Below are 26,151 nucleotides of genomic sequence, written 5' to 3'. Positions count from 1 at the left end.
TCAGGCCGCCGTGGCTGTTACGGGTGGACGGGACGGTTTGCGCAGCGCATCGAGGCGTGAGCCGCTGTAGCGGCTTTCGCGGTAGAAGCGCCAGCGACCGAACAGGGTGTAGACATTCATGATGCGGTTCTGCTCGGTATAGCCCATGCGCAAATGCAGCTTGAGCGCCGGGATGTTGTGAAATTCGCAGACGTCGACGACCTTGTCGCAGCCTTGCGCGGCCATGGCTTTCCACAGCTCCAGTTGCAGATCCACCGACAGCTCGGTGCCCCAATAGGCGCGTGTCAGTTCACCACCAAACTCGAAGAACTCGCCGGGTTTCACCGGGAACATGCAGCCGTAGTAATGCCGGTCGAAATAGTCCCGCGAGCTGCCCCAGATGAACGCCACGGCATCGCCCTGATCGTCCAGGTGCATGTGCCCGGTGTGGCCCTCGTTGGCCAGTTCAGCCATGGTACCGACGCGGTCGCCGAAGTAGCGCGCGAAGGCACTGGCGTTGTCCGGTGTGATTTTCACCACCCGCAGCGGCGGGTAGGGTTTGAGGCTGTGCGGTGGCACCGGGCTGACCAGATCGCGCTCCATCCACAGCAATTCCTGATGGGAAAAGATGTAATGTTTCCACGCTTTCGCGAGGGTCGCGCGCAGGCCTTTTTGCTTGATGTGTTCGTTGAGTTTGCTGACGATGCCCATGGTGTGTGCTCCTGAACCTTGGCCTCGGCGAAACCCTTGTGGGGGTTTACTGTGGTGAAGATTGTGGTGGAGGGCTTTTGTGGCGAGGGGATTTATCCCCGTTCGGCTGCGAAGCAGTCGTCGCTCTTTAGCCTGAAAAAGCGGGGGCCGCTTCGCAGCCCAACGGGGATAAATCCCCTCGCCACAAAAGCTCCCCAGCACAATTCCTCTCACCACAACAAATCCCTTCACCACAGGTTTTATGTTCGCCTGGCCTTTCTCATGAATGTTCGCAATTGGCTTCATGACGCGATCCAGCTGAGTGCAAACAGGGTTTGTCCCGGCAACTCAAAGCTGACGCGTCCATCGCGGCAGGTAAACGGCGCGTCGCGACTGCGGTTGTCGGCGCCGAAATAGCGCAGGGCGCCGTTGTTCAGCGGGCATTTGGCTCCGCTCAAATCGACACGTTGCAGACGCGTGCCTTTGTTCACCCCGAGCAAGCCGCGTTGATCGTCGCCGGCCATCGCCAGAACATCGACTTCGAACGCATCGTTTTCCAGCCACAGCACCTGATGCAGCCAGTGCTGTGCGATGAATTGCTGGGCCAGACCGACCGGTTTCAACTCGAAATGGTCGTCGCCCAAAACCCGCAACATCCCCTTGGGATACTGTGGCTCATCGGCGGCCTGGAACCAGTTGAGCATGCTCAGCAAGCCATCCTGCGAAGCGTTGATCACCACCGATGCCCACCACAGCGAAGCGTAGTGGGTTTCCTGATCGTAGGGGCTGAGGCTGGAGCCGCTGGACATATTGGTCTGGTCGAGCAGCAAGGCTTTGCGCGGCTGACCCTTGGCGTCGAGGCCGACCAGTTCGGCGGCGCGATGCACGCTGTCGCGGTAGACGCGGGTGGCGAGCAGGTCGCGGATCATCCATTCGTGCCACGCCAGCGCATCGACCTGATCGCCCGATTCGCTGAGCAACCGCCGCGCCCAATCAATGCCGCGCTTGCTAGCCGCGTTATCGGCGAACGGCCCGTTGACCAAGCGCGAACTGGCCGGCATGGCGATGCGTACGCCAGCCTTGGCATTCGCCGGATCGCTGCGCACCTGGCGGGCCATGCTGGTGAAAATCGCCTGATATTGCGCGTAGCTGGAATAGTTGAGGTTCGGCTCATCGGCAAAGCCGATGTAGTGCGTACCTTTGCCACCGAGCGCACGAGTGCCGGCCAGCCACGCATCGAGGCCGCTGTTGCTTTGCACATCGGCACGCAAATCGGCCTGACGCTGACTGCCGGCCAGCAGGGTAATGTCCTGCTTGATGCCGAAACGATCCTGATACACCCGACGAAACGCATCTTCGAAATGTGCATTCTTCGCCATCACATCGACAAAACTGTAGTAACTCGCCGCCGTCGGTTTCAGCGTATCCAGCGCAGCATGACTGGCTGGCGGCGGCATCACGTAGGGCAGGGCGATGCCGAGATCCGGCGTGCGCCCGAGAACTTTATCGTGCAGGGTCAAGCGGGTCTGCCCGGCGTCTTCACGCAGCGCTTTCAGTTGCTGCGGATTCTGCGCAAACAGATTGGCCGTGCCATCGAGCCAAAAAGCCGCTTTGCCGCTGCCTTGCAGGCGCAGGCGCCAGATCTGTTCGCGTTCGCTGACCGGCAGGGCAAGTTGATCGAACTGCCAATAGGCGCGATAGGGTTTCAGCGCCAGCGTCAGTTGCTGATCATCGCCGACCCGCTGCGCCTGCAAACCACTGACGCCGCCATGAAACTTGCCCGCCAGCACCGCGTGTTCACCCGGCGCGACCTTGAAATACAACTCGTCGCCATTGTGCGTGTCGGCGCTGAAATGCACTTTTGCCGGGGCGAACAACGCCACCGTGCGCTCGTCGTGTTCGATGCGGTAATTGCGGAAGCTGTAGCCAGGAATCTCCAGCCGATAACTGGCCGCGCCGGGCAGCAACGGCCAGCTCTGACTGCCACGCACTTCGCTGGCCTTTATAAAGCGATCACCCGCCAGTTTGCCCTGACCATCGAGCAGATACAGATGCTCTTCATTGGCCTCGGCCTGCCACGCCGGCGTCCAGCGCACGGTCACCGTGTCCGGCCGATCGGCTTGCAGATACAGACTGCCGTCGCGGATCTCGCCCCAGCGCATCGACGCCGCAAAGGCGTCCAGCGACAGGCCGAGACCGAGCAGCAGGGCCAGGCCTTTCATGCGGCTTTCCGTTGCAGCATCAGCCACATCGGCATGACGTCGCGCGGCAGAATGATCAGCGTTTGCCAGAACGGCACGCCGCTCAAACGGCAATAAAGCACCAGCATCGCCACGGTCACCGCCAGATAGGCAATCGACGAAGCCGCCGCCGCACCGACAATCCCGTAAGCCGGAATCATCACCAGGTTCAAAGCCAGATTGAGCAGAGCGCCCAAGCCCATCAGCAACGACACCGTGCCCGGGCGATTCTTGCCCAGCAGATCCAGACGCAGAATGCTCGCATAGCAAAGGCCCAACAGCCCCGGCAGCAAGGCGAGCAGGGCTGGATACGCAGGTTGGTACACTGCACCAAACAAGGTGACGATCAGCCATTCGCCAATCACCGCCATGGCCAGGCACGCGCCGAGCATCACCGTCGCGGTCAGGCGCAGGGCCAGCGGCGTGACCTTGTCCATGCCTTCGTCCTGTTGCAACAGGCGTTTCATCAGTGGCGTGGTCACCGCTTCCGGGACGATCAGCAGCAATTCGGCGGCAGCGCTGGCCATCGCATAATGACCGAGCGCGGTACTGCCGAGCAGGGCGCCGATAAACAGATAATCCGAACGCAGGATCACTTGCTGGAAGAGCAGATCCGGATGACTGCGCGCGCTGTAGCGCAGCAGTTCTTTCTGGCTGGCGCGGTCCCATTGCAACTGCAACGGCTGCGCACGTTTGAGCCAGACCCAACCGACCAGCACCACCAGACTGATGCCGGCCAGCCAACTGATCAGCGCCGCTTCGAGGGCAGCGCTTTTCCACATCCAGAACAGCGCAAGAAACAGCAGCAGCGGCGCCAGCGACTCGACCAGACGCAAGGCATTGAACGCCACCACGCCGCCGGAGGCGTTGTGCAGTGTCAGCAAACCACTTTTCAATACGGTCAGCGGCACCGCCAGCAGCAACAGCCAGGCGAGCAAGCCAAGCTGCATCGTTATATCCAGTTCAGTGCCGAATTCGCGCACCAACGCCACTACCAGCAAGGTCAGCAACGCCGCCAGCAAACAACCGAACACCAACACCTGACTGAGCAGCAAACCCATCGGACGTTGCTTGGCCGCTTGATAGCCGACCGCCGAATTCAAGCCGCCACTGGTGGCCGCGCTGATCAGATCCGGCAAGGTGCTGAGCAACGCAAACAGCCCGCGCTCACTCGGCCCGAGAATCCGCGCCAGCAGCACATTGCGCAACAAGCGCAGGGCGATCATCGCCAGTTTGGTGCCCATGCTCAGCGCCAGATGCCTGAGGTAGTTGCCTCGGCTCATGGCCGCGCCCCGCGAAATATCCGCCACGACAGCAGTTCGGGATTGCGCGCGGTGCGCTGGCTGACACCGAAACGCGGCAGGTTCAGCGGATCGCCTTCGCCGCGATAAATGCCGGTGCCGGTGCCCAACGCAAACGCATAGTCATGGCTGGCGATCTGTTGGCGTACGCGTTCGTCGTTGTCGCCATTGGGGTAGCAATACACCGGCAATGGCCGGTTGCAGCCGTTGTACAGGGCATCGCGGCTGCGAGTGATTTCTTCGTCCAAACGCACATCGTCGAGGCCGGTGAGGATCGCGTGGCTGGCACCGTGCGGGCCGAAGCGCACCAGACCGGAAGCCTCCAGCGCGCGCACTTGATGCCAATCCAGCGCTTGCGGTTGCGACTCCTGTGGGCATTCATCGGTCAGCCGTTCCAGTTCCTGCGGGTCAATCGACTTCAACCCTTGCAGGTAATGCAGCAGCGCCAGGCTGCGCCGGTCGACGTCGATGTCATCAAGCAATACCGGCAACGGGTGATGCAGGCTGTGCAGGCATTCGATCAAATGCATCCGCGCCTTGTCGCCGTGGCTGCCCCAGAGGGTTTCGCCGAGGCTTTCCCACCAGAAACGCTGACGGCTGCCAATGAAATCGGTGGAGAGAAAAATGCTCGCCGGCACCTGATGTTTTTGCAGCGACGGGAAGGCGTTGACCGCATTGTCGCGCCAGCCGTCATCGAAGGTCAGCGCCACCCGTGGGCGCTCGGTGCGCAGCGAGTTGGGCTGGAGGATTTCCATCAGCGGCACGCAATCGAAATGTTTGCGCAGCCACACCAGCAAATGCTCGAAGGCTTTCGGCCCGACGCACAATTCGTTGCGATGCGGCAGGTCGGCGGCGCGGTCGTTGGCCAGCACCCGGTGCAGCATCAGAATCACCCCGGCGCCGTGCAACTGGTTGCGGCCCACGGATGAGTTGAGATAGAGCCAGCCACTGGTGCGTTTTATCAGTTGTTTGATCGCCATGGCTTCGGTCCTCTTAACGGTTCTGTTCAGGATTCCACTGGGCATACCGCTGGCCGCGCAGGAACTGCCACAGGCCGAGACTCATCCCGGCAAGGGTGACCAGCAGAAACGCGGCGAGGCGGAAGGGTTTCGGCAAACGGTGTTGCGAATCCAGCAGCCCGGCAATCGCGATGGCGTAGCCGAACAGTTGCGCGATCAGGGCGAGGCGATAGAAACCGTGGTCGTCCCACAGCCAGAAGTTGCTCAGCAGCAGCGGCAGCAAGAGGATCGGTGCGAGTCGGCGGATCAGTTTGTGGCTGATCAAGGCAATCGAATACAGACCATATTTCAACGGATTGAGCAGCTCGCGACGCTGGGCGAGGCTTTGCAGACCGCCCACGGTGACGCGCTGACGGCGACGGAATTGCTTGTCCGCTTCATCGACGCCGTGATCGATCACTTGCGCTTCGGGCACGTAGACGATGCGTTTGTGCGCCACCGGTGCGCAGGTGCTGATGAAGAAATCGTCGTTGACCTCGGCCGGCACGTTCTGGAACAACTCGCGGCGCAGGGCGAGCAGGGCGCCATCGGCGGAGACCATGCAACCGGTGCGGTTCTCGACCCGGCGCAGCCAGCCTTCGTAATGCCGATAGAGACTGTCGCCGACGCTCAAGCCACCGCCAGTGACCGGGATGACCATGTGCCCGGCGCAACCGCCGACCTGCGGATCATTCAGCGGCGCAAGCAAGTAGCCGAGGGTTTCGCGCGACCATTGGTTGTCGGCGTCGGTGAACACCAGAATGTCGCCGCTGCTCAGCGCTACGCCGGCATTCAGCGTTGCCGCTTTGCCCTGGCGCGGCAGATCGAGGACGGTGATGCGCGGGTCAACGACGTTGTGCGCGCAAGCCACGGTGTCATCGGTTGAACCGTCGCTGGCGAGAATGATTTGCAGGGTTGCTGGCTGATAATCCTGCGCCAACAACGTGCGTAATTTGTGCTCGATATGCCGCGCCTCGTTGTGCGCGGCAATCACGATGCTGACGTTCAGCGGCGGCGCCGGGGTGTGGCGCCAGGCCGGGAACAGCGGCGCCACCAGCGTCAGCAGCAGTGGATAGCCGACGTAGGCGTAGACCGGCAGCAACAGGCACATCCAGAAAATGAACTCAGCCACGGGCAGGCCTCCTGGCGTTCCAATGACACAGACTCAAGATGAATGCAGCCCCGGCCAGATGCAGACGCACCCAGTGCAGGCCCCACAGTTGCAGAGTCAGGCCGATATCGTGGTGTTTGGCGCTCTGGCGCAGGCTGAGCACCAGCCCCGGCAAACTGGTGATCGCGACCATGATCGCCGCGTGATGCGGAAAGCCATTGAATAACGCCGAAATCGCCAGAAAATCCAGCAACCACACCACCAGCGAAAGCATCGGGAAACGCAGCAGGCGCAGACTGAAACCGTGGGTGCGCAGCAGTTGCAGATGACTGCCCTGACGCCACATCTCCTTGCCCATCCACTCGCGCCAGTTCATTTCGTAGCCCCAGTGCAGGGCGACGCTGTTGTTGATCGACAGAAGCCGCGCGCCTTGTTCGTGCAGGCGCAGGGTGAACTCTTTGTCTTCGCCGGTGCGCAGGGTTTCGTTGAAACCGCCGACCTTGTCGAACCAGCGCCGACGCATCAGCAGGTTGGCGCTGGGCAGCCAGTCGACGACGTGCGAGGTCTGTGACGACACGCGCAAGGTCCGGCGCTGCCATGCGGTGGCGTACCACGGCGCTTCGGCGGGGGTGTGCAGATCCAGGGCGAAAACATCGGCCTGGCCGCTGGCCTCCAGTTCGAACAGCGGCTTGAGCCAGTCTTCGGGCATTTCGATGTCGGCATCGATGAACGCCAGCCACTTACCGCTGGCGATGGCCGTGCCGCGATTGCGCAGCGCACCGATCAACAACCCCGGCAGTTCCAGCACCTGCGCGCCGAACTGGCGGGCAATGTGCGGGCCGTCATCGCTTGAGCCGTTATCGACGACGATCAGCTCGCACTCGACATTGGCGGCGAACGCGGCTTTTTGCGCGGCGAGCAAGGTCCGGCCAATGTGCCGGGCCTCGTTGAACATCGGGATGACGATGCTGATCCGGCTCATGCCTTCGCCTCCGTGGTCAGCGGTGCCTGCTCGGCTTTCAGGCGCAGCACGCTGGTCAGCGCGAGCATGATCCACACGTATTTCTGGTTCGGCGCGCTGAGGAACATCAGGAACAGCGTCAACGACAGGAAGCTCACACCGAGGTGGGTCATCAGATCCGCCTGATACGAATCGCGGCGCAACATCCACGCCGCCCGTGCGCGAATCAGGTTGTACAAACCGAGGCCGAGCATGCCGACGAACAACAGCCCGGCAGGAATGCCCAGTTCACTGAAAATTTCCAGATAAGTGTTGTGCGCGCGGCGATACAGGTCGCCGATCTTGCGGTTGGCGGAGAATGCCTTGGCGTAACCGGTAGTCGCGTAATGCAGCGGGAAGGTGCCGGGACCAGAGCCGAGCAGAGGGTTCTCGCGGATCATCTGACTGCCGACGACGATGTACGACGCACGACGGCCGAGGGATTCGTCGTCGTGACCCTTGGCGCCAGCGCTCAACACACTCAGCGACTGGATACGCGCGAGGTAACCGGCGGGCATCGCGTAAATCGCCAGCGGAATCACGATGGCCGCGCCGAGCATGGCAAAGCCCAAATGCCGTGGGCGAATCCGCGTCAGTTGCGTGCGGTAATGCCAGCAGCCGATCAGCAGGCTCAAGGCCAACACCACCAGACCCGAGCGCGATTCGGTCTTGGTCATGCCGCCGAGCAACAGCAGGCAGCAACCGCCCCAGAACAAGCGGTGCAGCAGGTTCGGGCTGCGAATCACCAGCAGCAGGCCCATCGGCACGGCAAAAGCGATCAGCAGGGCGAAGGCGTTGGGGTCTTCGAGCAGGCCGGCGGCGCGGCCCTGATCCTGGAATTTGGTCGAGAACATCGCCATCGCACAGGTGGTACTGACGGCGAGGGTGACGAGGCGGGCGAACAGGTCGAGGTTGAGCTCGCGGCCGATCAGCAGGGTGATGACAAACAGAATCAGGCCGACGCTGAGCTCACGCAGATGCCCGAGCGACATGCCCATGTCATCGGTATTGAGCAGGCTGAGAAAGTACAGAACCATGAACCAGATGAGGTAGCGCCAGATATTGCTGCGCAGACGCTCCGACGGAATCTGGTGCAGCGCCAGTTGCAGCATCAGGATCACCGCCAACCCTGCACCGAGCAATTTGCTCCCGGAAAACGAACTGTCCTTGAAGAAACCTTCGAACGGCACCAGTGCGGCAATGCCCAGCAGGCCCCAGGTCGGTTTGCGATACAGCACCGCAAAACCCACCAGGCCGAGCACCACTCCCGGCGCCAGATACGGATAAGGGCTGGCCAGCAGGGCGATGCAGACCAGACCGAGCAAACTGACGATCGAGAGCGGGAAAATCATGCGCGTGCCTCCCGTGCCGTGCGGATGTACAGCTGCGACCAGCGTTCGGCCAAGGCCTTGAGGTCGTAGCGATCCTGTTGCGTGCGTTTTGCGTTGTCGCGCAGCTGTGCGGCCAGCTTCGGCTCGGTCAGCAGCGTGTCGAGCTGCCGGGCGAGGGCGGCGGTGTCGGCCGGTGCGGCGAGCAGACCGTTGTGGCGGTCTTGCAGCACGTCGGGAATCCCGCCGACAGCGAACGCCACCACCGGCACTCCGGCCTGCATGGCTTCGAGCAAAATCATCGGTGTACCTTCGGTGCGCGAGCTGATCACCAGCGCATCGAGTTGCTGCCACCACGGTTGCATGGCGATCTGGTAACCGGGCAAACGAATCCTTTCGTGCAGACCGGCGTTGTCGATTCGCGCCTGCAACGCCTCGCGTTCCGGGCCATCGCCGAGCATCACCGCATCCAGTTGCGAATGTTGATGACACAGCGCGATCAACGCATCGAGAAACAGATCCGGGCCTTTCTCGCTGCTCAAGCGGCCGACGTAGCCGGCCAGCCAGCGTTGCCGATCGGCATCCGGCACCAGCGCCGCAGCCGCCGGCAAGCCGTTGGGGATCACCTGTAACTTGTCCGCCCGGACGCTGGCCTGACGGTGCAGCGTGGCGATGCTTTCCGCCACGCAGACCACCCGATCCACCGACGCCGTGCGACACAGTTGCAGGCTCAGCCAGGTGTAGAACTTCTGCTTGCGACTGCGCGGGGTAAAACCGTGCTGAGTAATCACCAGCGGCAGGCGCAACAGCGTCGCGCCGACCCAGCCGAACAGCAGACCTTTGAAGTTGTGCGTATTGATCAGCGGCTTTTCACCGCGACGCTGACGCAAGTGCCGCAGCAACTCCCCAAGCCCGGCACAGCCGCGACAGTCCACCCCGGCCTCGCGAAAGCGCTGGATCAAATCTGGTGGCGCGTCGAGGAACAGCACCTGATGCTGCCCCGGCGTCGCCAGGCAATGATCCAGCAACATCCGCTCGGCCCCATAGAAACCGCCGCTGCTGAGCAAATGAATGATCGGCAGCGCGGCAACAGGGCAGGGTGCGGTGTTCAATTGCGCACCCAGTGCAGGAAGCTCGGCACCGTCCAGTTCTTGTGCGGATTACTTGGCAGCACGTTCTGATCGTTGATCACCAACAGCACCGGTACGCCCAGCTCGTGGCTGATTTGCGCTGGGTGTTTGAAGCGGTGATCAAAGAACTCACGCACGTAGACCAGGGCAATCGCCAGCAACAACCCGGTGAACAAGCCGAACGGAATGATCAGACCCGGTTTCGGGAACGCCGCTTCGGTCGGTTCGAACGGCGGGCTGAGCACCCGCGCGTTGGACAGATCGTCGCTGAGCGAGCGGGTGGTGCTGCTTTCCGCGAAGCGCTGGGCGTAGGTCGAGAACGCGGCGTGCATCGCATCGATCTCGGTGTCCATCTGCCGCAGCTTGCTCTGGGTCTGCTGCAACTCGTGGATGCGGTTCTTGAACTCAGTGATGCGCGCGGTTTTCTGATCGATGACCTGTTGCACCACGGCCAGATCGTTGGTGCGTTCCTGAATGCGGTTGCTCACCACTTTGAGGAACTGGCCACGGGTGCGGGCAATCTGTTCACGGGTCAGCAGCATCGGCTCACTGCCTGGCTGGAACACCGCCAGATCATTCATGTAGCGGCTGACCTGGGTGGTCAGTTGTTCGCCCATTTGCTTGATCTCACGATCCTCGAACGCGACGTTGTCGACGGTGGTGGTGAAGGTGTAGGGAAAGGTGTAGTCGTTGAGCTTGTTAGTGCTCGCAGCGGCCAGCGCGGTTTTCAGGTATTCGAGCCAGCGCTGGCTTTGCAGCAGGCGATCGCGGTAGAGGTTCAGCGCTTGCTCTTCGGTATTGATTGCGTTGAGGCGGAAGGTGATTTCTTCCTTCGGATCCGACGCGCCAACACTTTCCAGCAAGGCCTGACGATTGCCTTCCAGACCATCGATGCGCACTTGGTACAGATGCTTTTTGGTCTCGTAGAAGGACTGCGGCAAGTCGATCGATTGCAGCGCCTGACGGCTGACCAGATAGTTCTGCAGCAGCGCACTGACAAACGTCGTGCCCTGATGCGGATCGGGGAAGCTGTAGACGATCGAGATCACGTTGGAGCCGGGCAGGGTCTCGATTTTCAGGCTGTCGATGGCTTGTTGGGTGAGGGCGTCGAGCGCCGTGTCACGCACAGGATCGGTCTCCAGCCCGAGCACGCTGCGCACTGGATTGATCACGTACTGGCGCAGCGGCGAACTGATGTAGCGCTTGAACGGTTCGGCCACCAGTTTGCTGAAGATACCCGGCGAAGGTGTGTATTCACCCTTGGCGCGCAGTTCACTGATGGTCTGGCGGATCAACGCTGGGGAACGGAGGATGTTGCTCTCGGTTTCCATGTCCGCCAGCGATGGCGGAATGAACGTGGCGTTGTCCACCGTGAGCGACGTGGTGGCGTCACCCTGGGAGAGTTTTTTCGACTGCACGATGACCTGCGCGGTGATATCGAAGCTCTGTTTGAGCACCAGCGGCAGGAGCAGGGCGATCACTGCAAAGATCAGGAAGACACGCTTCACCAGTTGCTTGTTGGCGAAGAAGATCCTGAAGAACTCATGCAGGTAGTTTTCCTTGGGATTCATGTCGGTCACCTGAGAGTCAGTTGCTGTTGTCGTCTTTGTTGTCCAGGCGATAGCCGAAACTCAGGCCAACACCCTGGAACAACACAACGTCTGCCAATTGCCGGGCGAGTTCGCCGGCGCTGGCCAGTTTGGTTTTCGGCACGTAGAGCATGTCGTCCGGTTGCAGGTAGGCGATTTGCGGCGCCTCGCCCGACAGAGCCTTCTCGACGTCATAACGCACCGCCTGCACCTGATTGCCGTTGCGGCGCATGATCACCACCGAATCGAGCCGCGCCTTGGCATTGGTGCCACGCGCCAGCGTCAGCGCTTCAAGTACTGAGACCGGCCGGCGGATCGGGTAGGAACCCGGTTGGCCGACTTCGCCGAGCACATAGATCTCGTTACCAGCGGTGGATTTCAGCAGCACGTCCACGGTCATCCGACCGGGCAGTTGCGCGTATTTTTTATTGAGGAAGGTTTCCAGTTGATTGACGGTCATGCCTTGCAGCGGCACGGCGCCGATTTCCGGGAAACTCGCGTAGCCGTCAGTGCCGACGGTGATCTCGCGGCTCATGCCGGTGGCCGGGTGATTCAGCGCGCTTTTCAGGTTCTGTTCATTGGTCAGCGGGCTGATGATCTGCACGGTCAGCTGATTGCGGTTGGGCTGGAACAGCTGTTTGCGCTGATAGGCGCGCTGGATTTCCTCGCGCGCCTGATCACTGGTCAGCCCGGCAATTTTCACCGAAGTGTTGGCGCCCGGCAGTTCTATGGTGCCGTCGGGCAGCACCAGTTGATTGCCGTTGAGTTGGCTGGCAGCGGTAAAGTTGAGGCCGATCTGGTCACCCGACTGCACGCGATAAGCGTCCGAGCCGCTGGTGCTGATATGGAAGATCACATCCAGCACATCCTGCGGGCGCAGGGTCTGCTCGATCTTCGGCATGTCGGTGGCCTGGGCGTTGGCCGGGGTGGCGGTGAGGATATTCACCGGCATGTTCTGGGTTTCGGAATTGCTGGAGCAACCTGCAAGCGGCAGCATCAGCAGCACAAGAATCTTGGCGTTCATGGCGTCATCCTTCGCGTTCGCTTAGAGGTTTTTGTAAAGCCATTTGGGCATGTAGTACTTGCGCCGGTTGAACACGCTGCCGACCACTTTCGCCCCGGCCTGAGTCAGGCGTTGCACGGCGGCCTGGGCGACTTCCCAGCGGGTGTCCTCAGCGCGCACGACAAACACCACGCCGTCGACCTGGGTGCTGATGACCAGCGTGTCAGCGGCGGAATACACCGCGTCGCCGTCAATCACCACGAAGCGGTACTGGCTGCCCAACTGGTCGAGCAACGGACTCAGGCGCTCGGCGGTCAGGTGTTCCATGGTGCGGATCGGCCGACCATTGGGCAGCACGTGGAAGGGCAGGCTCGACACCTGCACCACGCAGTCCTGCAACAGCGGCGGGTTGTCCGGGTTGAACAGCAAGTCGCGCAGGCCGCGCTCCTTGCTCAGGTTCAGTTGCTGGGTGAGGTTGCTCGCCGACTGGCTGGCATCGACCAGCAGCACCTGGCCGCTGCTCATTTGCGCCAGTTGGCTGGCCAGCGCCAGCGCACTGGTGGTGGTACCCGCGCCGGGGTTGGCGGCGGTCAGGAACAAGATCCGCAGATCGAGATCCAGCACGGTCGAGGTCAGGTTCGATTCGCTGGGATTGGCAATGCTCAGGCTTTTATTCGTTGAACCGTCCATTAGCTTGCTCCGTGGCCGCTGAATACTTTGAAAGGGGTTTTCAACAGGATCTTCAGATCAAGCAAAAGGCTCTGCTCGGCGATGTAGCTGAGGTCCAACTCAACGCGCTGGTCGAAGTCGATGTTGCTGCGCCCGGAGATCTGCCAGAGGCCGGTCATACCGGGGTAAATCGCCAAACGGGCGAGGTGGCTGTCCTTGTAGCGGTAGGCGTTGAACGAGGTCGGACGCGGGCCGACCAGGCGCATGTCGCCGGTCACTACATTGATCAGGTTGGGCAGTTCGTCGAGGCTGGTGCGCCGCAAAAAACCGCCGATGCCGGTGATGCGTGGGTCCTGATCAATCTTGAAGTCGATGGCGTCGGCACCGTGTTTATTCAGGTGGCGCAGCGACTCTTTCAATTCTTCGGCGTTGGCGACCATGGTGCGGAACTTGTACATGCCGAACTTGCGGCCACGGTAGCCGGTGCGTTTCTGCACAAACATCACCGGGCCTTTGCTGGAGTATTTGATGGCCAGTGCGAGGCCCAGCAGCAGCGGCGAAATCAGCAGCAGAATCATCAGCGCACCGAGGCAGGCGACCACGCGGTTGGTGCGTGACAGTTGCCATGGGCGACCGCCATCGCGGCCCGTGAACCAACCGCGACCCTGGCGATGAATCGCTGCGTCGAGGCGCATTCGCTGCTCAGGATCCATGCGCTTGTCGCGCTGCAGTTGTTGGATCGGTACACCTTTTTCATGTCCAGTCATGGAGTCCTCCGCTGATGTTCAGCCGCGAGCGGCGCGTGGGCGATAGGCAGTCGGGTAGTAGTCGCGAAACCATGCGATGAAGCGTCCAAGTCCTTCATCCAGCTCTATGCGTGGCTGGAATCCGGTGGCCTGGGCCAGATCGTCGGTCTCGGCACAGGTGTTGAGCACGTCGCCCGGTTGCAGTGGCAACAGCTCGACAAGGGCTTTCTGGCCGAGGTGTTTCTCCATCAGCGCCAGATAGGTTTTCAGTTCCACCGGGTGGTGGCCGCCAATGTTGAACAGGCACCACGGCGCCATGCTGGTGCCCGCATCGGGATGTTCGCGGTCCCATTCCGGATGGGCGTGCGGCGCATGTTCGACAAGGCGGGCGATGCTCTCGACGATGTCGTCGATGTAGGTGAAGTCGCGTTGGTGTTCGCCGTAATTGAACAGCTTCAGTGGCGTGCCCTCGGTGATTGCCCGGGCGAACTGGATCGGCGACATGTCCGGCCGGCCCCATGGCCCGTACACGGTGAAAAAGCGCAGCCCGGTGCTGGGAATGCCGAACAGGTGGCTGTAGCTGTGCGCCATCAGCTCATTGGCCTTTTTCGTCGCCGCGTACAGCGACAGCGGGTGATTGACGCCATCTTTCACCGAGTAAGGCGTGTGCTGGTTGGCGCCGTACACCGAACTCGACGAGGCGTAGATCAGATGCTCGACCGGGTGATGCCGGCAGCTTTCCAGAATGTTGAGGAAACCGTTGAGGTTGCTGTCCAGATACGCTCGTGGATTTTCCAGCGAATAACGCACCCCGGCCTGCGCCGCGAGGTGAATCACCACTTGCGGGCGTTCGCGGACAAACAGCGCTTCGATGGCCGAGGCATCGGCCAGGTCAACCGTGGCGAGCTGGAAATCGCCAACCCGCTCGCGCACCCATTGCACGCGATCGTGCTTGAGTTGCGGGTCGTAGTAGGCGTTGAAATTATCCAGACCGACCACCGCGTGGCCATCGCGCATCAGCCGCAACACGCAATGGGCACCAATGAAACCGGCCGCACCGGTGACCAGAATCTTCATGGCCGCAGCCCTTCGGGAGCGATGTGGCGCAGGCCTATGCCGCTGTAGTGCAAACCGGCGGCGGCCACTTGTTCCGGGTTGTAGAGATTGCGGCCGTCGATGATCACCTTCGAGCGCAGCTTTTGCGCGAGCAGTTCGAAATCGACCACGCGGAAGTTTTTCCATTCGGTGCAGATCACCAGCGCATCGGCGTCTTCGAGGGTGTCGTCGCGGGTCGCGCACAGATGCAGGTCATTGCGGTAGCCGTAGAGGCGTCGGCATTCGGACATGGCTTCCGGGTCGTAGGCCTGCACGCTGGCGCCTTCGGCCCAGAGCGCATCCATCAGATAACGGCTGGGGGCTTCGCGCATATCGTCGGTGTTCGGTTTGAACGCCAGGCCCCAGATCGCAATGGACTTGCCGGCCAGACCTTGGGGAAATTGCGCTTTCAGTTTGCTGAACAGGATGTGCCGCTGCAGGTCGTTGACGTCGGTGACGCTGCGCAGCAATTTCAGCGGCATGCCGTTGTGTTCGGCAGTGTGCAGCAAGGCGCGCAGGTCTTTGGGAAAGCACGAGCCACCGAAGCCGCAGCCCGGATAGATGAAGTGGTAGCCAATGCGCGGATCAGAGCCGATGCCTTTACGCACCGCTTCGATGTCGGCGCCAAGCAGCTCGGTGAGGTTGGCCAGCTCGTTCATGAAGCTGATGCGCGTGGCGAGCATCGCGTTAGCCGCGTACTTGGTCAGCTCGGCGCTGCGGTTGTCCATGAACATCAGTTTTTCGTGGTTGCGGCAGAACGGCGCGTACAGCTCGCTCATCTGCTCGCGGGCCTCGTCGTCGCGGGTGCCGACGATGATCCGGTCCGGGCGCATGCAATCGGCGAGGGCGCTGCCTTCCTTGAGGAATTCCGGGTTGGAAACCACACGCACGGTCAGCGCGGTTTTGCCGCGACGCAGCAGTTCGCTGTTGGCCGTTGCCAGCACCTGATCGGCCGTGCCGACCGGCACCGTGGATTTGATGATCAGCGTGCGATCGGCTTCCATGTGCGAGGCGATCTGGCGAGCAACGTTGAGCACGTGGCTGAGGTCGGCAGAGCCATCCTCGTCGGCCGGCGTGCCCACGGCGATGAAGATCAGCTCTGCGTGCTCGACGGCATCACTGGCCTGGGTGCTGAACAACAAACGCCCGGCTTTGATGTTTTCTTCCAGGGTGCTGGATAATCCCGGTTCACTGATTGGTGGAACTGCTTGTTGCAGTTGCTTGATTTTATTCGGGTCTATATCCACGCAAAGAACACGATGTCCAACATCGGCAAGTGCCGCTGCTTGTATCAGGCCAACATAGCCCGTACCAAATACGCTCACGTCCATATTGGCGTGCCTCGTAAGACGGTGGAAAGAGTTCGAAATGAGACTGTCAAAAGGGGTATAGCGCAGGGTGGGAAAAGCGTGTCAGCAAAATGACATGTTGCACCTGTATAACAGCCCCAATTTTGGGGGCGATTGGCCATCAAGTGCTTGCTATTGCTGGATTTGTACCGTCCTTGACGCCTTTTTCACATTTAAAAGAAAGCGATAAACGGTCGAAGGCCGCGAAATTAAAGGCTTTCAGCAACTTGAGTGTGTCAGATTTGAGTCATCGGTTTTTTGACGCTTTTACGAAAAGTCAGCCATTTCTTGCGCTTTGATGGCCGGGTGCTAGTGTCAGATTTTGACCGACAATCTCTTGACCCTCTGCCGTTTTTGCGCGAGCGGAATTGCCATGTTTCGATATTTGAAAGAACTGCTTTTAGTTATTTATTTGCTGCTTTATTGCGAATATTACATTGATCGGTTAAATGCTATCGGCTTCGGTTTTGCTGCACTTCTTTTTGGCGCGATGTTTTTGGCGCTGACTTTAGCGTTATATCTAACGGCGTATATACGGCAGACACTCATTCGGCATTTATTCGCATTGGCGATGTTTGTCTCGGCGGTGTTTTTTGATGTCTATACGCGGGTCACGGCCGATTACCTGAGCTACAGCAGCTTCGTCTCGCTGGTCTACTCCGGTGGCTTCATCCAGGAAGCGGCGTATCAGTACCGTGACGCGATCCTGCACGGTGCGCTCAGCGGTTTGTTGCTGTTGTTGGGCGTTGGCCTCAAACCACGGCATGCACTGGTGGTGCCCAATGCCCTGCGCGTAGCGGCGCCGGTGTGTGGCGTGTTGCTGCTCAGCGCGGTGCTGTTTTTGCGGGCGGGCGAGGGCGCCCGTGGCCTGCCGATCATGTACACGCCGCTGGCCTATCTGAACCTGTTTGTCTACGAAGCGCTGCACAACACCGTCGGCCCGCGTGAACCGGTGACGCTGGCGCGCGCTTCGACGGCGGTCGGGCATGACATCGTGCTGATCATCGACGAAAGCATCTCCGGCAATTATCTCGATATCAACGCGCCGTTCGGTGTGCACAGCAACCTCAACCAGGCGCACCCCGGCGTCGCCATTTTCAATTACGGCTACGCGGCATCCATCGCCAATTGCAGCGCCGACACCAACGTCACGTTGCGCTACGGCGGGACCCGCGCCGACTACATGCGCATCAACAGCACGCTGCCGTCGATCTGGCAGTACGCGAAAAAGGTCGGGCTGCGCACGGTGTACATCGATGCCCAACGTACCGGCGGCAATCTGCAGAATCTGATGACCGATACCGAGAAGAAGGACATCGATGAGTTCGTGCAATTCGACCAGACCAGTGTGCGTGACCGCGACATGGCGGCTGCGGCGAAGCTGATCGAACTGCTCAACGACGACCAGCCGGAACTGGTGGTGATCAACAAGGTTGGCGCGCATTTTCCGGTGCACGATAAATACCCGGATGCGTTCATGGCCTACCGCCCGACTCTGCCGCGCGGGCAGTTCACCGAAGTCGCCGACACGGGCGAACGCACCGGTTTCAATGGCCAGCCGGATGACTGGGTGCTGTATCGCAACGCCTACAAGAACACCGTGTTATGGAACGTCGGCGAATTCTTTGCGCGGGTGTTCGCCCAGGCCCATCTGAATAATGCGTTGCTGATCTACACCTCCGATCATGGCCAGGATCTGCATGAACGCGGTAATCCCGGGCTCAATACCCATTGCGGTGGCGACCCGGTGGAGGAGGAAGGGCTGGTGCCATTGGTGGTGATTCAGGGCAATGATCTGAAGACACTGGACTGGTCGGCGCAACTGCCGGCGAACAAGGACCGCTCCAGTCACTACAACATCTTCCCGACGCTGTTGCAGTTGATGGGTTATGACCTGGCGGGGATCGAGGCGCTTTACGGCAAACCGCTGAGCGTGCCGACGGCGGATGAGTTCACCTTCAACTATCGCTTCAATGCGCGGCTGGGGGCCAAGCCTGAGTGGAAGCATATTGATCTTGGCAGCATCGTCACGCCGGCGCAGGCAGCGACGAGTGTGGCGGCGGGACAGTAGATTTTGAGTTGGCTGGGCTGACGCTTTCGCGAGCAGGCTCGCTCCCACAGGTTGCCTGCATTCCAAATGTGGGAGCGAGCCTGCTCGCGAAGCGGTCGTGTGATTCACCGCAAGATTCTGGTCTGTCATCGGCATCCGCTATCCTTGCCTCACTCTGACCGATCAGGTGGCGGCATGCTTCGCGTTGAAAACGTCTTCAAAAGCTACGTTACACCCCAAGGCTCGCTGCCGGTGCTGCAAGGCGTCGACCTGACGCTGCAAGCCGGCAGCAGCCTCGCGTTGATGGGCGAATCCGGCAGCGGCAAAAGCACCTTGTTGCACTTGGTCGCCGGTCTCGACAAGGTCGATCGCGGCAGCATTCACAGCGGCGAGCATCGGCTGGAAGAAATGAACGAAGCGCAACTGGCGCACTGGCGGCGTACGGAAATCGGTCTGGTGTTTCAGCAGTTCAACCTGATCGGCAGTTTGCGCGTCGAGGACAATCTGGCGTTTCAGACGCGCCTGGCCGGGCGTCATGAGCCGCGTTGGCAGGCGCATTTGGTGCAGCGCCTGGGGCTGGGCGATTTGCTCAAGCGTTATCCGGAACAGCTTTCCGGTGGTCAGCAACAGCGGGTTGCATTGGGCCGGGCGCTGGCGTCGCAACCGAAACTGTTGCTGGCCGATGAACCCACCGGCAGCCTCGACGAAGCGACCAGTGATGAAGTGCTGCGCCTGTTGCTGGAACTGCTCGACGACACGTCGACCACTTTGCTGATGGTCACCCACAGCCACCGGGTGGCGGCGCGGTTGGCGCAACGGCTGGTGCTGTCGAAAGGACGGCTGACGTGAACGTTTTCCGCCAGACCCTGCGCGCGCTGCTCAGCCATTGGCGACGTCATCCCGTGCAGTTTTTCAGTGTGCTGACCGGGTTGTGGCTGGCGACCAGCCTGCTCACCGGCGTCGAGGCGCTGAACAGTCAGGCCCGCGACAGCTACGCCCGCGCTAGCCAAATGATCGGCGGCGAACCGCAGGCCAGTCTGAGTACGCCAAACGGTGCGACGTTCAGCCAACAGTGGTTTGTCGATCTGCGTCGACAGGGCTGGCCGGTGTCGCCGCTGTTGCAGGGCCGTTTGCTCCTCAAGGGTGAGGAAAACCAGCGGCTGCAATTGATCGGCATCGAACCGGTGTCGTTGCCGGCGGACTCTGCTGTGGCCGGGCAGGCGATGCCGATCGAGCGCATCGTTGAATTCTTCACCCCGCCGGGCACTACTTGGGTTTCCCCGGAAACCTTGCAGGCCTTGAACCTCGCCGAGGGCGCCACACCGCAGACTATCAATGGGCTGACGTTGCCACCGTTGCGCGTGCAAAAGGACATGGCGCCGGGTGTCTTGCTGGTCGATATCGGCGTGGCGCAAACCCTGCTCGAACAACCCGGACAATTGTCGCGGCTGTTGCTGCCCAAGGAGTTTCACCAGCCGCTGCCGTCTGCGTTCAACGGCCAGTTACAGCTGAAAAGCAGCGGCGAGGAAAACAATCTGGCGCGGCTGACCGAGAGCTTTCATCTGAATCTCGATGCCTTGGGTTTTCTCTCGTTTGTGGTGGGATTGTTCATCGTCCATGCCGCCATCGGCCTCGCATTGGAACAGCGCCGAGGCTTGCTGCGCACCCTGCGGGCCTGCGGTGTCAGCGCGCGGATGCTGATTTTTTGCCTGATCGTCGAATTAGCTGTGCTGGCGCTGATTGGCGGATTGTTCGGTGTGATCAGCGGCTACTGGCTGGCCAGCGTGCTGTTGCCGGACGTCGCCGCCAGCCTGCGCGGTTTGTACGGCGCGGAAGTGGCGGGGCAGTTGCGGCTGAGCCCATGGTGGTGGTTCAGCGGCATTGGTTTGAGCCTGCTCGGCGCCTTGCTCGCCGGGGCCAACAGTTTGCTGCGCGCGGCGAAGTTGCCACTGCTGGCGGTGGCGGACCCGCAAGCCTGGCACCAGCAATATGCGCTGTGGCTGCGCCGCCAATGCTGGCTTGCCTTGCTGTTGGGAGCGCTGGCACTGGCTGCACTGGTGTGGGGCGACAGCCTGGCCAGCGGATTTGTGCTGATGGCCGGGTTGCTGCTCGGCGCCGCGCTGGCGCTGCCGGTGTTGCTCAGCGCGATCTTGAATCAGTTGCTGGGGCACAGTCGCTCGGTGCTCGGGCAGTGGTTTCTCGCCGATTGCCGGCAACAATTGCCGGCGTTGAGTCTGGCGCTGATGGCGTTGCTGTTGGCCCTTGCTGCGAATATCGGCGCGGGCAGCATGACCGCCGGTTTTCGCCAGACCTTCAATGACTGGCTCGAACAACGCCTGAGCGCCGAGCTGTACATCAACCCGAGCAATCCGGCGCAGGCGCGCGAGATGTACAGCTGGCTCAGGCAGCAACCGAACGTCGCGGCGGTGCTGCCCAACTGGCAAGTGTCGGTAACGCTGCAAGGCTGGCCCGCCGAAGTGTTCGGGGTGATCGATCACCCGCATTATCGCCAACACTGGCCGTTGCTCGATGCCAGTGGCGGCGACCCGTGGGGGCACCTGGCGACCGACGATGCGGTGATGCTCAGTGAACAACTCGCCCGGCGCCTGAAGGTGCGCGCGGGCGACCACCTGACCATTCCCACACCCAACGGCGCATGGTCGCCGCGCATCGTCGGCATCTACGCCGATTACGGCAATCCCAAGGGACACTTGCTGGCCAACGTCAATCACCTGCTGCGCGGCTGGCCGCAACTGACGCCGAACCGTTTTAACCTGCGCATCGATCCAGCGAATATCCCGCCGTTGTTGAGCGCGTTGCAGGCGCGTTTTCAGCTGGATGACAGTCGTATCGTCGATCAGGCCCGCCTCAAGGGCTGGTCGCTGCAAGTGTTCGAACGCACTTTTGCGGCGACGGCGGCGTTGAACAGCCTGACGCTGGCAGTCGCCGGCGTGGCGCTGTTTATCAGCCTGCTGACGCAGAGCCAGAGCCGTCTCGGACAACTCGCGCCGCTGTGGGCGTTGGGCGTGACGCGCAAACAATTGATGCTGCTCAACCTCGGCCAAACCTGGCTATTGGCAGTGCTGACGCTGGTCTTGGCGCTGCCATTGGGAATCGCATTGGCGTGGTGCCTGGATGCGGTAATCAATGTGCAGGCATTTGGCTGGCGTCTGCCGTTGCGGGTATTCCCTTGGCAGCTTTTGCAGTTGATGGGTTTGGCACTACTGGCGACATTGTTGGCTTCGGCGTGGCCGCTGTATTCGCTGTACCGCACGCAACCGGCGGACTTGCTCAGGACGTTTGCCCATGAGGATTGACGCCGCTGTATTGCTGCTGGTTGTGTTGCTGCTCGTCGGCTGCGATCAATCGGCGCCGGAGCAGAAAGGCTTTGCCGGGATGGGCGATCAGGCTTTGGCGTTCACCCCGGTGCTGCCCGGGCGAGTGTTCAGCTTCCCGGCGGATCATGGCGCGCATGCCGGTTTTCGCATCGAATGGTGGTACGTCACGGCCAATCTGAAGGATCAGCAGGGCAATCAATTCGGTGTGCAGTGGACGTTGTTTCGCAGTGCGCTGAAGCCTGTGGCAGAGCAGGCCGGCTGGGCCAATCAGACGATCTGGCTGGGGCATGCGGCGGTGACCTCCGCTGACGTACATCACGCCGCCGAACGTTATGCCCGGGGGGGCGTAGGGCAGGCGGGTGCGCGCGTGGCGCCGTTCGAGGCGTGGATCGACGATTGGCGGTTCGCCAGTCAGGCACCGGATCCTTTGAGCGATCTGCAACTGAGTGCCCGCGACAAAGACTTCGCCTATCAACTGCACCTAACCTCCAGCCGTCCGCTGGTGCTGCAAGGTGATAACGGTTTCAGCCGCAAATCCGCAGAGGGGCAGGCGTCGTATTACTACAGTCAGCCGTTTTTTCAGGCCAGCGGCACCTTGCAGATCGACGGCCAGAGCTACACCGTCAGCGGCCCGGCGTGGCTCGACCGCGAGTGGAGCAGCCAGCCGCTGAGCGTCAACCAGACCGGCTGGGACTGGCTGTCGCTGCACCTCGACAGCGGTGAAAAAGTCATGCTCTTTCGCACCCGGCAGAAGGACGGCGCTCCGTACCTCACCGGCACCTGGATTGCCGCCGACGGCCAGACGCAAACCCTGCGCAGCGAGCAGATCACACTGACTCCGCAAGATACCGCCACGGTCGCCGGCCGCTCGATGCCGGTGAAATGGTCGATCAGTATTCCCGACAAACACTTCGACATTCAGCTCAACGCCCTCAACCGCAACGCCTGGATGAACCTGCGCATCCCCTACTGGGAAGGCCCGGTGCGCATCACCGGCAGCCATCCCGGCCAGGGCTACCTGGAAATGACCGGCTACTAACCCCCCCCCCCTCTGTGTAGGAGCTGCCGAAGGCTGCGATCCTTTGATCGTGTTTTTTCAGGGCAAGATCAAAAGATCGCAGCCTCGTTGCACTCGGCAGCTCCTACAAGGATCGGTTTGAACTTGGGTTGCGGTGTTGTCCTCTACAGGGAAACCCGTCGAGGATTTGCCATGAGCGACGACCTGCAACCCCCGGATCTCAATACCTGGCAGCGTTTGTTCGACGACGAAAGCTACTGGCAGCAATCGCCCGACGCGCATTACTTTGATCTGCAGCGCATCGCCGACGACCTGCTCGGCCAAGGCGCCATCGACCTCGAACAATGGCAGATCCTGCGTGCCAAGGCCGCTGATCTGCACAAGGATTCCCCCGCCATCAATGTCGCCCGTGAACTCGACGATCCCGAAGCCTGAGGACTACCGCCATGAAACCGATCACCCAAGGCGAACACCCCGATGAACCCCGGCCACCGGGCGAAACCGAACGCGACAACGATGCCCTGCGCCCCACTGATCCCAAACAACGTGAAAACAGTGGCAAAGGCACGCCCAGTGGCGAATCCACTGCGCAAGACACCGCCAAGCAAAACACCTCGCCGTCACAAAACAAAGCCAAGCCCTGAACAGCGTCTATGCTCAGTGGCACGTCCGCCGCCAAGCCACTTTGGCGCCGGGCGCTGCCATTCATCACAGGGAAAGTATTGCTTATGAAGCTCGACGCACTGGCCAAGGCCATCACCCTCGCAACCGTACTGTCCGCCACCAGCTTCGGCGCCCTGGCTGCCGATATCCCGTTGTCCGCCACGGTTGAGGCGGATCAGGTCACCACCAAAGTGTTGTCCGTCGATGCGGCCAATCATCAGGTGGTTCTGGAAGGCGCCGAAGGTAAGCCGGTTCACGTACAGCTCAGCGATAAAGCGAAAAACCTCGCCAATCTGAAGGCCGGCGATCAGGTCAACATCGAAGTGCAGCGTTCGGTCGCCGCTTATCTCGATACCGATGTGGATAAAGGTTTGCCTGGCTCCACCGAGCGAACCGGTGAGCTGCGCAAGGCGCAAGGTAGCGATAACCCCGGGGGCGAAGCATTCCGTCAGGTTCAGGTGCAACTGAAAATCACCAAAATTGATTTGAAGAAGAATCAGGTGACCCTGGAAAACCCGGCCGGCGTATCGAAAACCCTCGACGTGAAAAAGCCTGAAATTCAAGCCAAATTGAAAGATTTGAAAGAAGGGCAGAGCGTCATCGTCACTTACACCGATATCTTGAAAGTGACCAGTCAACACGAAAGTTGAGCATTAACTCTACAGGGTGATTGTTCTTGTACAGGTTTAGGTATGAGAACAATCATATAAAAGTGTGTTGTCGGAAGTTTCTCGGTAAATATCGGCGATACACACTTTTTAACTTTCTAGTACATAAAATTCATCATTATCAATGACGACATAACCGCCAACTTCTATTAAAATCCCTCTCGTTCGCCCAGTGTCAGGGCTCTTTACCGGTGCATGGATTGCCAGGCCATTACACTGGGCGAACACCTCTTTGGAGGTTGTATACAATATTTGAAAACAAAAAGGGCGACTCTAGAGTCGCCCTTTTTGTTCACCCTTGATTTAGGCAGTGCCCGGCTACGCTTGCTGTGCCTGAATGCGCTTGAGGGTCGCCTGATACATTTTCGTGCGGCGGTGATCCTTGCCGTACGTGCCTGCCGCCGCGACCGTGCCGGACTGGATGTGATCCAGATAATGAAAGATCTTGCGCGGAGAAAGGAACTTGATGCCGTAGCCCAACGCCGACATCCGGTCTTGCAGCGTATAACCCGGTACTCGATCATCCATACAAAAGTGCAGTCCTTGCGACTTCATCAACCGCGCGTTCCACAACGTACAGAAACTCTTCAGATGGGTTTCCCTATACGGTTTCGGCTCTTTGGTTTTTAGTCCAAACTGCGTCTTTGCCCGGCGAACATAGTGTTTGCAGAAGCGCGAAGTTAAACGCCAGGTATCTCGCACAACCCCACGATTGATTTGCTCGACACAACCGACCGCAGCGATATCCGCCGTTTTCGTGCACTCGCGCATCATCATGGCAAACACTTCCTTGTCGTAGACAAAAGTGTCGGTGTGCAGCAGAAACAGGTAATCGGTGGCAACTTGGTCCAGCGCCAGATCCAGCGCTTTGCCGTGGGCAATATGCCCGGCCTCTTTGCCCGGTGAAGGCCGTTCGATCAAGTTGATCCAGTCCAGCGAACGCAAGTAATCGAGACTGGCATCGGCCGAATCGTTGTCCACCACCCACACGGGAATTTGCCGCTCCTGAACGTGCTCGCGCAAAAGCTCCAGGCACATTCGGGTGAGGTCCGCCGTTTTGTAATTTACCAAGACAAGGCTGAAGTTCGACGCTGGCTGGGTTGGTAAATCAAACGATTTCATGTCAGAAGGACTCATCTGCGATTCAAGGGCGACAGGGTTTCGTGGCCGTGATCGTAGCGAGGCAACCTTAGGCGAACCTTAATTTGCGGATTGGGTGGCCGGCAGAGTGTGTCGAATTGAGACCGCTGGTGTCATGAAATGCAGGCAGTACTGGCGGTCATTACCGGATAAAATGCGCGCCACTCTCACGGTTCAAGGAAGAAACGGCGCATGCCGTTGTGTCACGGATGAAACCACTCTCCCTCTACCACCCAGCCTTGTATTGGCTGCGCGTGTGGCAAAAAAGACTGTTCCGCCAAATTGCCTGGCGCTGTTCCAGCAAACGCTACGCACGCCCCGTTGCTACGGCCGAGCGCCTGCCATTTCGCTACCTCAAACACACCTCGAAACTCATCCGCAAACTCGGCGACTCCGACCTCGCCCTGCAACACAACAAAGTTATCAACCTCAAACTCGCCGTCGCCGCGATCGACGGCGTCATCATCGCTCCTGGCGAACACTTCTCCTTCTGCCGCCTGGTCGGCCGCCCGACTTTGAAGCGCGGTTACGTTGAAGGCATGGAACTGTCTTTCGGCGAGGCACGACGCGGGGTAGGCGGTGGAATTTGCCAACTGAGCAACCTGATTCACTGGATGGCGATTCACTCACCGCTGGTGGTGGTCGAGCGCTCCAACCACAGCTTCGATCCGTTTCCGGATGAGGGGCGGGTGCTGCCGTTCGGGTCCGGGGCGGCGATTTTCTACAACTATGTTGATCTGGTGCTGCATAACCCGACGGATCGAAGCTTTCAGTTGAAGCTGAACGTGGGCGAGACGCAACTCGAAGGGGAGTTGTTGTGTGATCGGGTGAGGGAATATCGCTATCACGTGTTTCAAGAGGCGCATCGGTTTGTGCGGGAGGGGGCGCGGGTGTATCGGGAGAATGAGATTTGGCGGGAGGTGCGGGAGAAGGGGCAGGTCGGGGAATTGGTGGAGCGGGTGAGGTTGTATCGGAATCGGGTGGTGGTCAAATATGAGGTGGACGAGCTGATGTTCGAAGCGAGCTAGTATTTTCTGCAAGGTTTT

The 26,151-nt window shown here is 60.3% G+C and carries 23 protein-coding genes; 8 read left to right on the top strand and 15 right to left on the bottom strand.

The genetic code is table 11. The features are described 5' to 3' along the window. The 14 genes from C2E19_RS19355 to C2E19_RS19290 all read right to left on the bottom strand — a co-directional run bounded on the left by C2E19_RS19355 (position 1) and on the right by C2E19_RS19290 (position 16,210). The gene (locus C2E19_RS19355; RefSeq protein ID WP_129394659.1) at positions 1–690 is read right to left on the bottom strand and encodes an N-acetyltransferase; all 690 of its coding nucleotides are present in this window, start codon (positions 688–690) and stop codon (positions 1–3) included. A 281-nt stretch (positions 691–971) separates the two neighbouring features. Continuing rightward, complete coding sequence (locus C2E19_RS19350; RefSeq protein WP_129394658.1) at positions 972–2,891, bottom strand: hypothetical protein; 1,920 nt, start codon at positions 2,889–2,891, stop codon at positions 972–974. After that, positions 2,888–4,192: a lipopolysaccharide biosynthesis protein gene (locus C2E19_RS19345; RefSeq protein WP_129394657.1), complete on the bottom strand. Its 1,305-nt coding sequence runs from the start codon at positions 4,190–4,192 to the stop codon at positions 2,888–2,890. Before C2E19_RS19345 ends, C2E19_RS19350 begins: the two co-directional genes overlap by 4 nt. Then, the gene (locus C2E19_RS19340) at positions 4,189–5,190 is read right to left on the bottom strand and encodes a polysaccharide deacetylase family protein (RefSeq protein ID WP_129394656.1); all 1,002 of its coding nucleotides are present in this window, start codon (positions 5,188–5,190) and stop codon (positions 4,189–4,191) included. Before C2E19_RS19340 ends, C2E19_RS19345 begins: the two co-directional genes overlap by 4 nt. 13 nt (positions 5,191–5,203) lie before the next feature. Next, positions 5,204–6,340: a glycosyltransferase gene (locus C2E19_RS19335; protein WP_129394655.1), complete on the bottom strand. Its 1,137-nt coding sequence runs from the start codon at positions 6,338–6,340 to the stop codon at positions 5,204–5,206. Continuing rightward, positions 6,333–7,301, bottom strand: a complete 969-nt coding sequence (locus C2E19_RS19330) for a glycosyltransferase (protein WP_129394654.1) — start codon at positions 7,299–7,301, stop codon at positions 6,333–6,335. Before C2E19_RS19330 ends, C2E19_RS19335 begins: the two co-directional genes overlap by 8 nt. Continuing rightward, complete coding sequence (locus C2E19_RS19325; RefSeq protein ID WP_129394653.1) at positions 7,298–8,671, bottom strand: O-antigen ligase; 1,374 nt, start codon at positions 8,669–8,671, stop codon at positions 7,298–7,300. Before C2E19_RS19325 ends, C2E19_RS19330 begins: the two co-directional genes overlap by 4 nt. Next, positions 8,668–9,759, bottom strand: coding sequence for a glycosyltransferase family 4 protein (locus C2E19_RS19320; RefSeq protein WP_129394652.1), 1,092 nt, complete (start codon positions 9,757–9,759; stop codon positions 8,668–8,670). The genes C2E19_RS19325 and C2E19_RS19320 overlap by 4 nt, the downstream gene beginning before the upstream one ends. Next, on the bottom strand, positions 9,756–11,348 hold the full coding sequence (locus C2E19_RS19315; RefSeq protein ID WP_129394651.1) for a Wzz/FepE/Etk N-terminal domain-containing protein: 1,593 nt from the start codon (positions 11,346–11,348) through the stop codon (positions 9,756–9,758). Before C2E19_RS19315 ends, C2E19_RS19320 begins: the two co-directional genes overlap by 4 nt. 16 nt (positions 11,349–11,364) lie before the next feature. Beyond that, entirely contained in the window at positions 11,365–12,390 is a 1,026-nt protein-coding gene (locus C2E19_RS19310) for a polysaccharide biosynthesis/export family protein (RefSeq protein WP_129394650.1), read from the bottom strand. A 21-nt stretch (positions 12,391–12,411) separates the two neighbouring features. Beyond that, on the bottom strand, positions 12,412–13,059 hold the full coding sequence (locus C2E19_RS19305) for a CpsD/CapB family tyrosine-protein kinase (RefSeq protein WP_008084477.1): 648 nt from the start codon (positions 13,057–13,059) through the stop codon (positions 12,412–12,414). Continuing rightward, positions 13,059–13,805, bottom strand: a complete 747-nt coding sequence (locus C2E19_RS19300) for a sugar transferase (RefSeq protein WP_053119140.1) — start codon at positions 13,803–13,805, stop codon at positions 13,059–13,061. Before C2E19_RS19300 ends, C2E19_RS19305 begins: the two co-directional genes overlap by 1 nt. Positions 13,806–13,823: 18 nt before the next feature. Then, entirely contained in the window at positions 13,824–14,861 is a 1,038-nt protein-coding gene (locus tag C2E19_RS19295; RefSeq protein ID WP_129394649.1) for an NAD-dependent epimerase, read from the bottom strand. Next, a complete protein-coding gene (locus tag C2E19_RS19290; RefSeq protein ID WP_129394648.1) occupies positions 14,858–16,210 on the bottom strand; it encodes a UDP-glucose/GDP-mannose dehydrogenase family protein in 1,353 nt (450 codons plus the stop codon). Before C2E19_RS19290 ends, C2E19_RS19295 begins: the two co-directional genes overlap by 4 nt. A gap of 391 nt (positions 16,211–16,601) precedes the next feature. On the opposite strand from C2E19_RS19290, the gene C2E19_RS19285 reads away from it, so the two are divergent. The 7 genes from C2E19_RS19285 (at position 16,602) to C2E19_RS19255 (ending at position 23,947) form a co-directional block, all read left to right on the top strand. After that, positions 16,602–18,299: a sulfatase-like hydrolase/transferase gene (locus tag C2E19_RS19285; protein WP_129394647.1), complete on the top strand. Its 1,698-nt coding sequence runs from the start codon at positions 16,602–16,604 to the stop codon at positions 18,297–18,299. Positions 18,300–18,473: 174 nt separating this feature from the next. Next, on the top strand, positions 18,474–19,127 hold the full coding sequence (locus tag C2E19_RS19280; RefSeq protein ID WP_129394646.1) for an ABC transporter ATP-binding protein: 654 nt from the start codon (positions 18,474–18,476) through the stop codon (positions 19,125–19,127). Beyond that, a complete protein-coding gene (locus C2E19_RS19275) occupies positions 19,124–21,595 on the top strand; it encodes an FtsX-like permease family protein (RefSeq protein WP_129394645.1) in 2,472 nt (823 codons plus the stop codon). The genes C2E19_RS19280 and C2E19_RS19275 overlap by 4 nt, the downstream gene beginning before the upstream one ends. Then, the gene (locus C2E19_RS19270) at positions 21,585–22,655 is read left to right on the top strand and encodes a lipocalin-like domain-containing protein (protein ID WP_129394644.1); all 1,071 of its coding nucleotides are present in this window, start codon (positions 21,585–21,587) and stop codon (positions 22,653–22,655) included. Before C2E19_RS19275 ends, C2E19_RS19270 begins: the two co-directional genes overlap by 11 nt. 171 nt (positions 22,656–22,826) lie before the next feature. Beyond that, on the top strand, positions 22,827–23,069 hold the full coding sequence (locus C2E19_RS19265) for a hypothetical protein (protein WP_129394643.1): 243 nt from the start codon (positions 22,827–22,829) through the stop codon (positions 23,067–23,069). Positions 23,070–23,080: 11 nt separating this feature from the next. After that, the gene (locus C2E19_RS19260; protein WP_129394642.1) at positions 23,081–23,278 is read left to right on the top strand and encodes a hypothetical protein; all 198 of its coding nucleotides are present in this window, start codon (positions 23,081–23,083) and stop codon (positions 23,276–23,278) included. A gap of 84 nt (positions 23,279–23,362) precedes the next feature. Further along, complete coding sequence (locus C2E19_RS19255; protein ID WP_129394641.1) at positions 23,363–23,947, top strand: hypothetical protein; 585 nt, start codon at positions 23,363–23,365, stop codon at positions 23,945–23,947. Between the two features lie 336 nt (positions 23,948–24,283). Here the strand turns inward: C2E19_RS19255 and C2E19_RS19250 are convergent, their stop codons facing one another. Next, positions 24,284–25,087, bottom strand: a complete 804-nt coding sequence (locus tag C2E19_RS19250; RefSeq protein WP_129394640.1) for a glycosyltransferase family 2 protein — start codon at positions 25,085–25,087, stop codon at positions 24,284–24,286. 227 nt (positions 25,088–25,314) lie between these two features. Between C2E19_RS19250 and C2E19_RS19245 the strand changes: the two genes are divergently transcribed. Then, entirely contained in the window at positions 25,315–26,133 is an 819-nt protein-coding gene (locus tag C2E19_RS19245) for a VanW family protein (RefSeq protein ID WP_129394639.1), read from the top strand. Positions 26,134–26,151: the final 18 nt, after the last annotated feature.

Origin of the sequence: Pseudomonas sp. DTU12.3, assembly GCF_004124275.1 — a bacterium.
GTDB classification, from domain to species: Bacteria; Pseudomonadota; Gammaproteobacteria; order Pseudomonadales; family Pseudomonadaceae; genus Aquipseudomonas; species Aquipseudomonas helmanticensis.
Note: the sequence above shows the minus strand (reverse complement) of the source record. Positions and strands in the feature narration are given on the sequence as shown.

What these genes read in the sequence shown, in the direction of transcription:
- C2E19_RS19355 (WP_129394659.1), bottom strand. Translation starts at nt 690, where the DNA reads ATGGGCATCGTCAGCAAACTCAACGAACACATCAAGCAAAAAGGCCTG.
- C2E19_RS19350 (WP_129394658.1), bottom strand. Translation starts at nt 2,891, where the DNA reads ATGAAAGGCCTGGCCCTGCTGCTCGGTCTCGGCCTGTCGCTGGACGCC.
- C2E19_RS19345 (WP_129394657.1), bottom strand. Translation starts at nt 4,192, where the DNA reads ATGAGCCGAGGCAACTACCTCAGGCATCTGGCGCTGAGCATGGGCACC.
- C2E19_RS19340 (WP_129394656.1), bottom strand. Translation starts at nt 5,190, where the DNA reads ATGGCGATCAAACAACTGATAAAACGCACCAGTGGCTGGCTCTATCTC.
- C2E19_RS19330 (WP_129394654.1), bottom strand. Translation starts at nt 7,301, where the DNA reads ATGAGCCGGATCAGCATCGTCATCCCGATGTTCAACGAGGCCCGGCAC.
- C2E19_RS19325 (WP_129394653.1), bottom strand. Translation starts at nt 8,671, where the DNA reads ATGATTTTCCCGCTCTCGATCGTCAGTTTGCTCGGTCTGGTCTGCATC.
- C2E19_RS19315 (WP_129394651.1), bottom strand. Translation starts at nt 11,348, where the DNA reads ATGAATCCCAAGGAAAACTACCTGCATGAGTTCTTCAGGATCTTCTTC.
- C2E19_RS19310 (WP_129394650.1), bottom strand. Translation starts at nt 12,390, where the DNA reads ATGAACGCCAAGATTCTTGTGCTGCTGATGCTGCCGCTTGCAGGTTGC.
- C2E19_RS19305 (WP_008084477.1), bottom strand. Translation starts at nt 13,059, where the DNA reads ATGGACGGTTCAACGAATAAAAGCCTGAGCATTGCCAATCCCAGCGAA.
- C2E19_RS19300 (WP_053119140.1), bottom strand. Translation starts at nt 13,805, where the DNA reads ATGACTGGACATGAAAAAGGTGTACCGATCCAACAACTGCAGCGCGAC.
- C2E19_RS19295 (WP_129394649.1), bottom strand. Translation starts at nt 14,861, where the DNA reads ATGAAGATTCTGGTCACCGGTGCGGCCGGTTTCATTGGTGCCCATTGC.
- C2E19_RS19290 (WP_129394648.1), bottom strand. Translation starts at nt 16,210, where the DNA reads ATGGACGTGAGCGTATTTGGTACGGGCTATGTTGGCCTGATACAAGCA.
- C2E19_RS19285 (WP_129394647.1), top strand. Translation starts at nt 16,602, where the DNA reads ATGTTTCGATATTTGAAAGAACTGCTTTTAGTTATTTATTTGCTGCTT.
- C2E19_RS19280 (WP_129394646.1), top strand. Translation starts at nt 18,474, where the DNA reads ATGCTTCGCGTTGAAAACGTCTTCAAAAGCTACGTTACACCCCAAGGC.
- C2E19_RS19270 (WP_129394644.1), top strand. Translation starts at nt 21,585, where the DNA reads ATGAGGATTGACGCCGCTGTATTGCTGCTGGTTGTGTTGCTGCTCGTC.
- C2E19_RS19265 (WP_129394643.1), top strand. Translation starts at nt 22,827, where the DNA reads ATGAGCGACGACCTGCAACCCCCGGATCTCAATACCTGGCAGCGTTTG.
- C2E19_RS19260 (WP_129394642.1), top strand. Translation starts at nt 23,081, where the DNA reads ATGAAACCGATCACCCAAGGCGAACACCCCGATGAACCCCGGCCACCG.
- C2E19_RS19255 (WP_129394641.1), top strand. Translation starts at nt 23,363, where the DNA reads ATGAAGCTCGACGCACTGGCCAAGGCCATCACCCTCGCAACCGTACTG.
- C2E19_RS19250 (WP_129394640.1), bottom strand. Translation starts at nt 25,087, where the DNA reads ATGAAATCGTTTGATTTACCAACCCAGCCAGCGTCGAACTTCAGCCTT.
- C2E19_RS19245 (WP_129394639.1), top strand. Translation starts at nt 25,315, where the DNA reads ATGAAACCACTCTCCCTCTACCACCCAGCCTTGTATTGGCTGCGCGTG.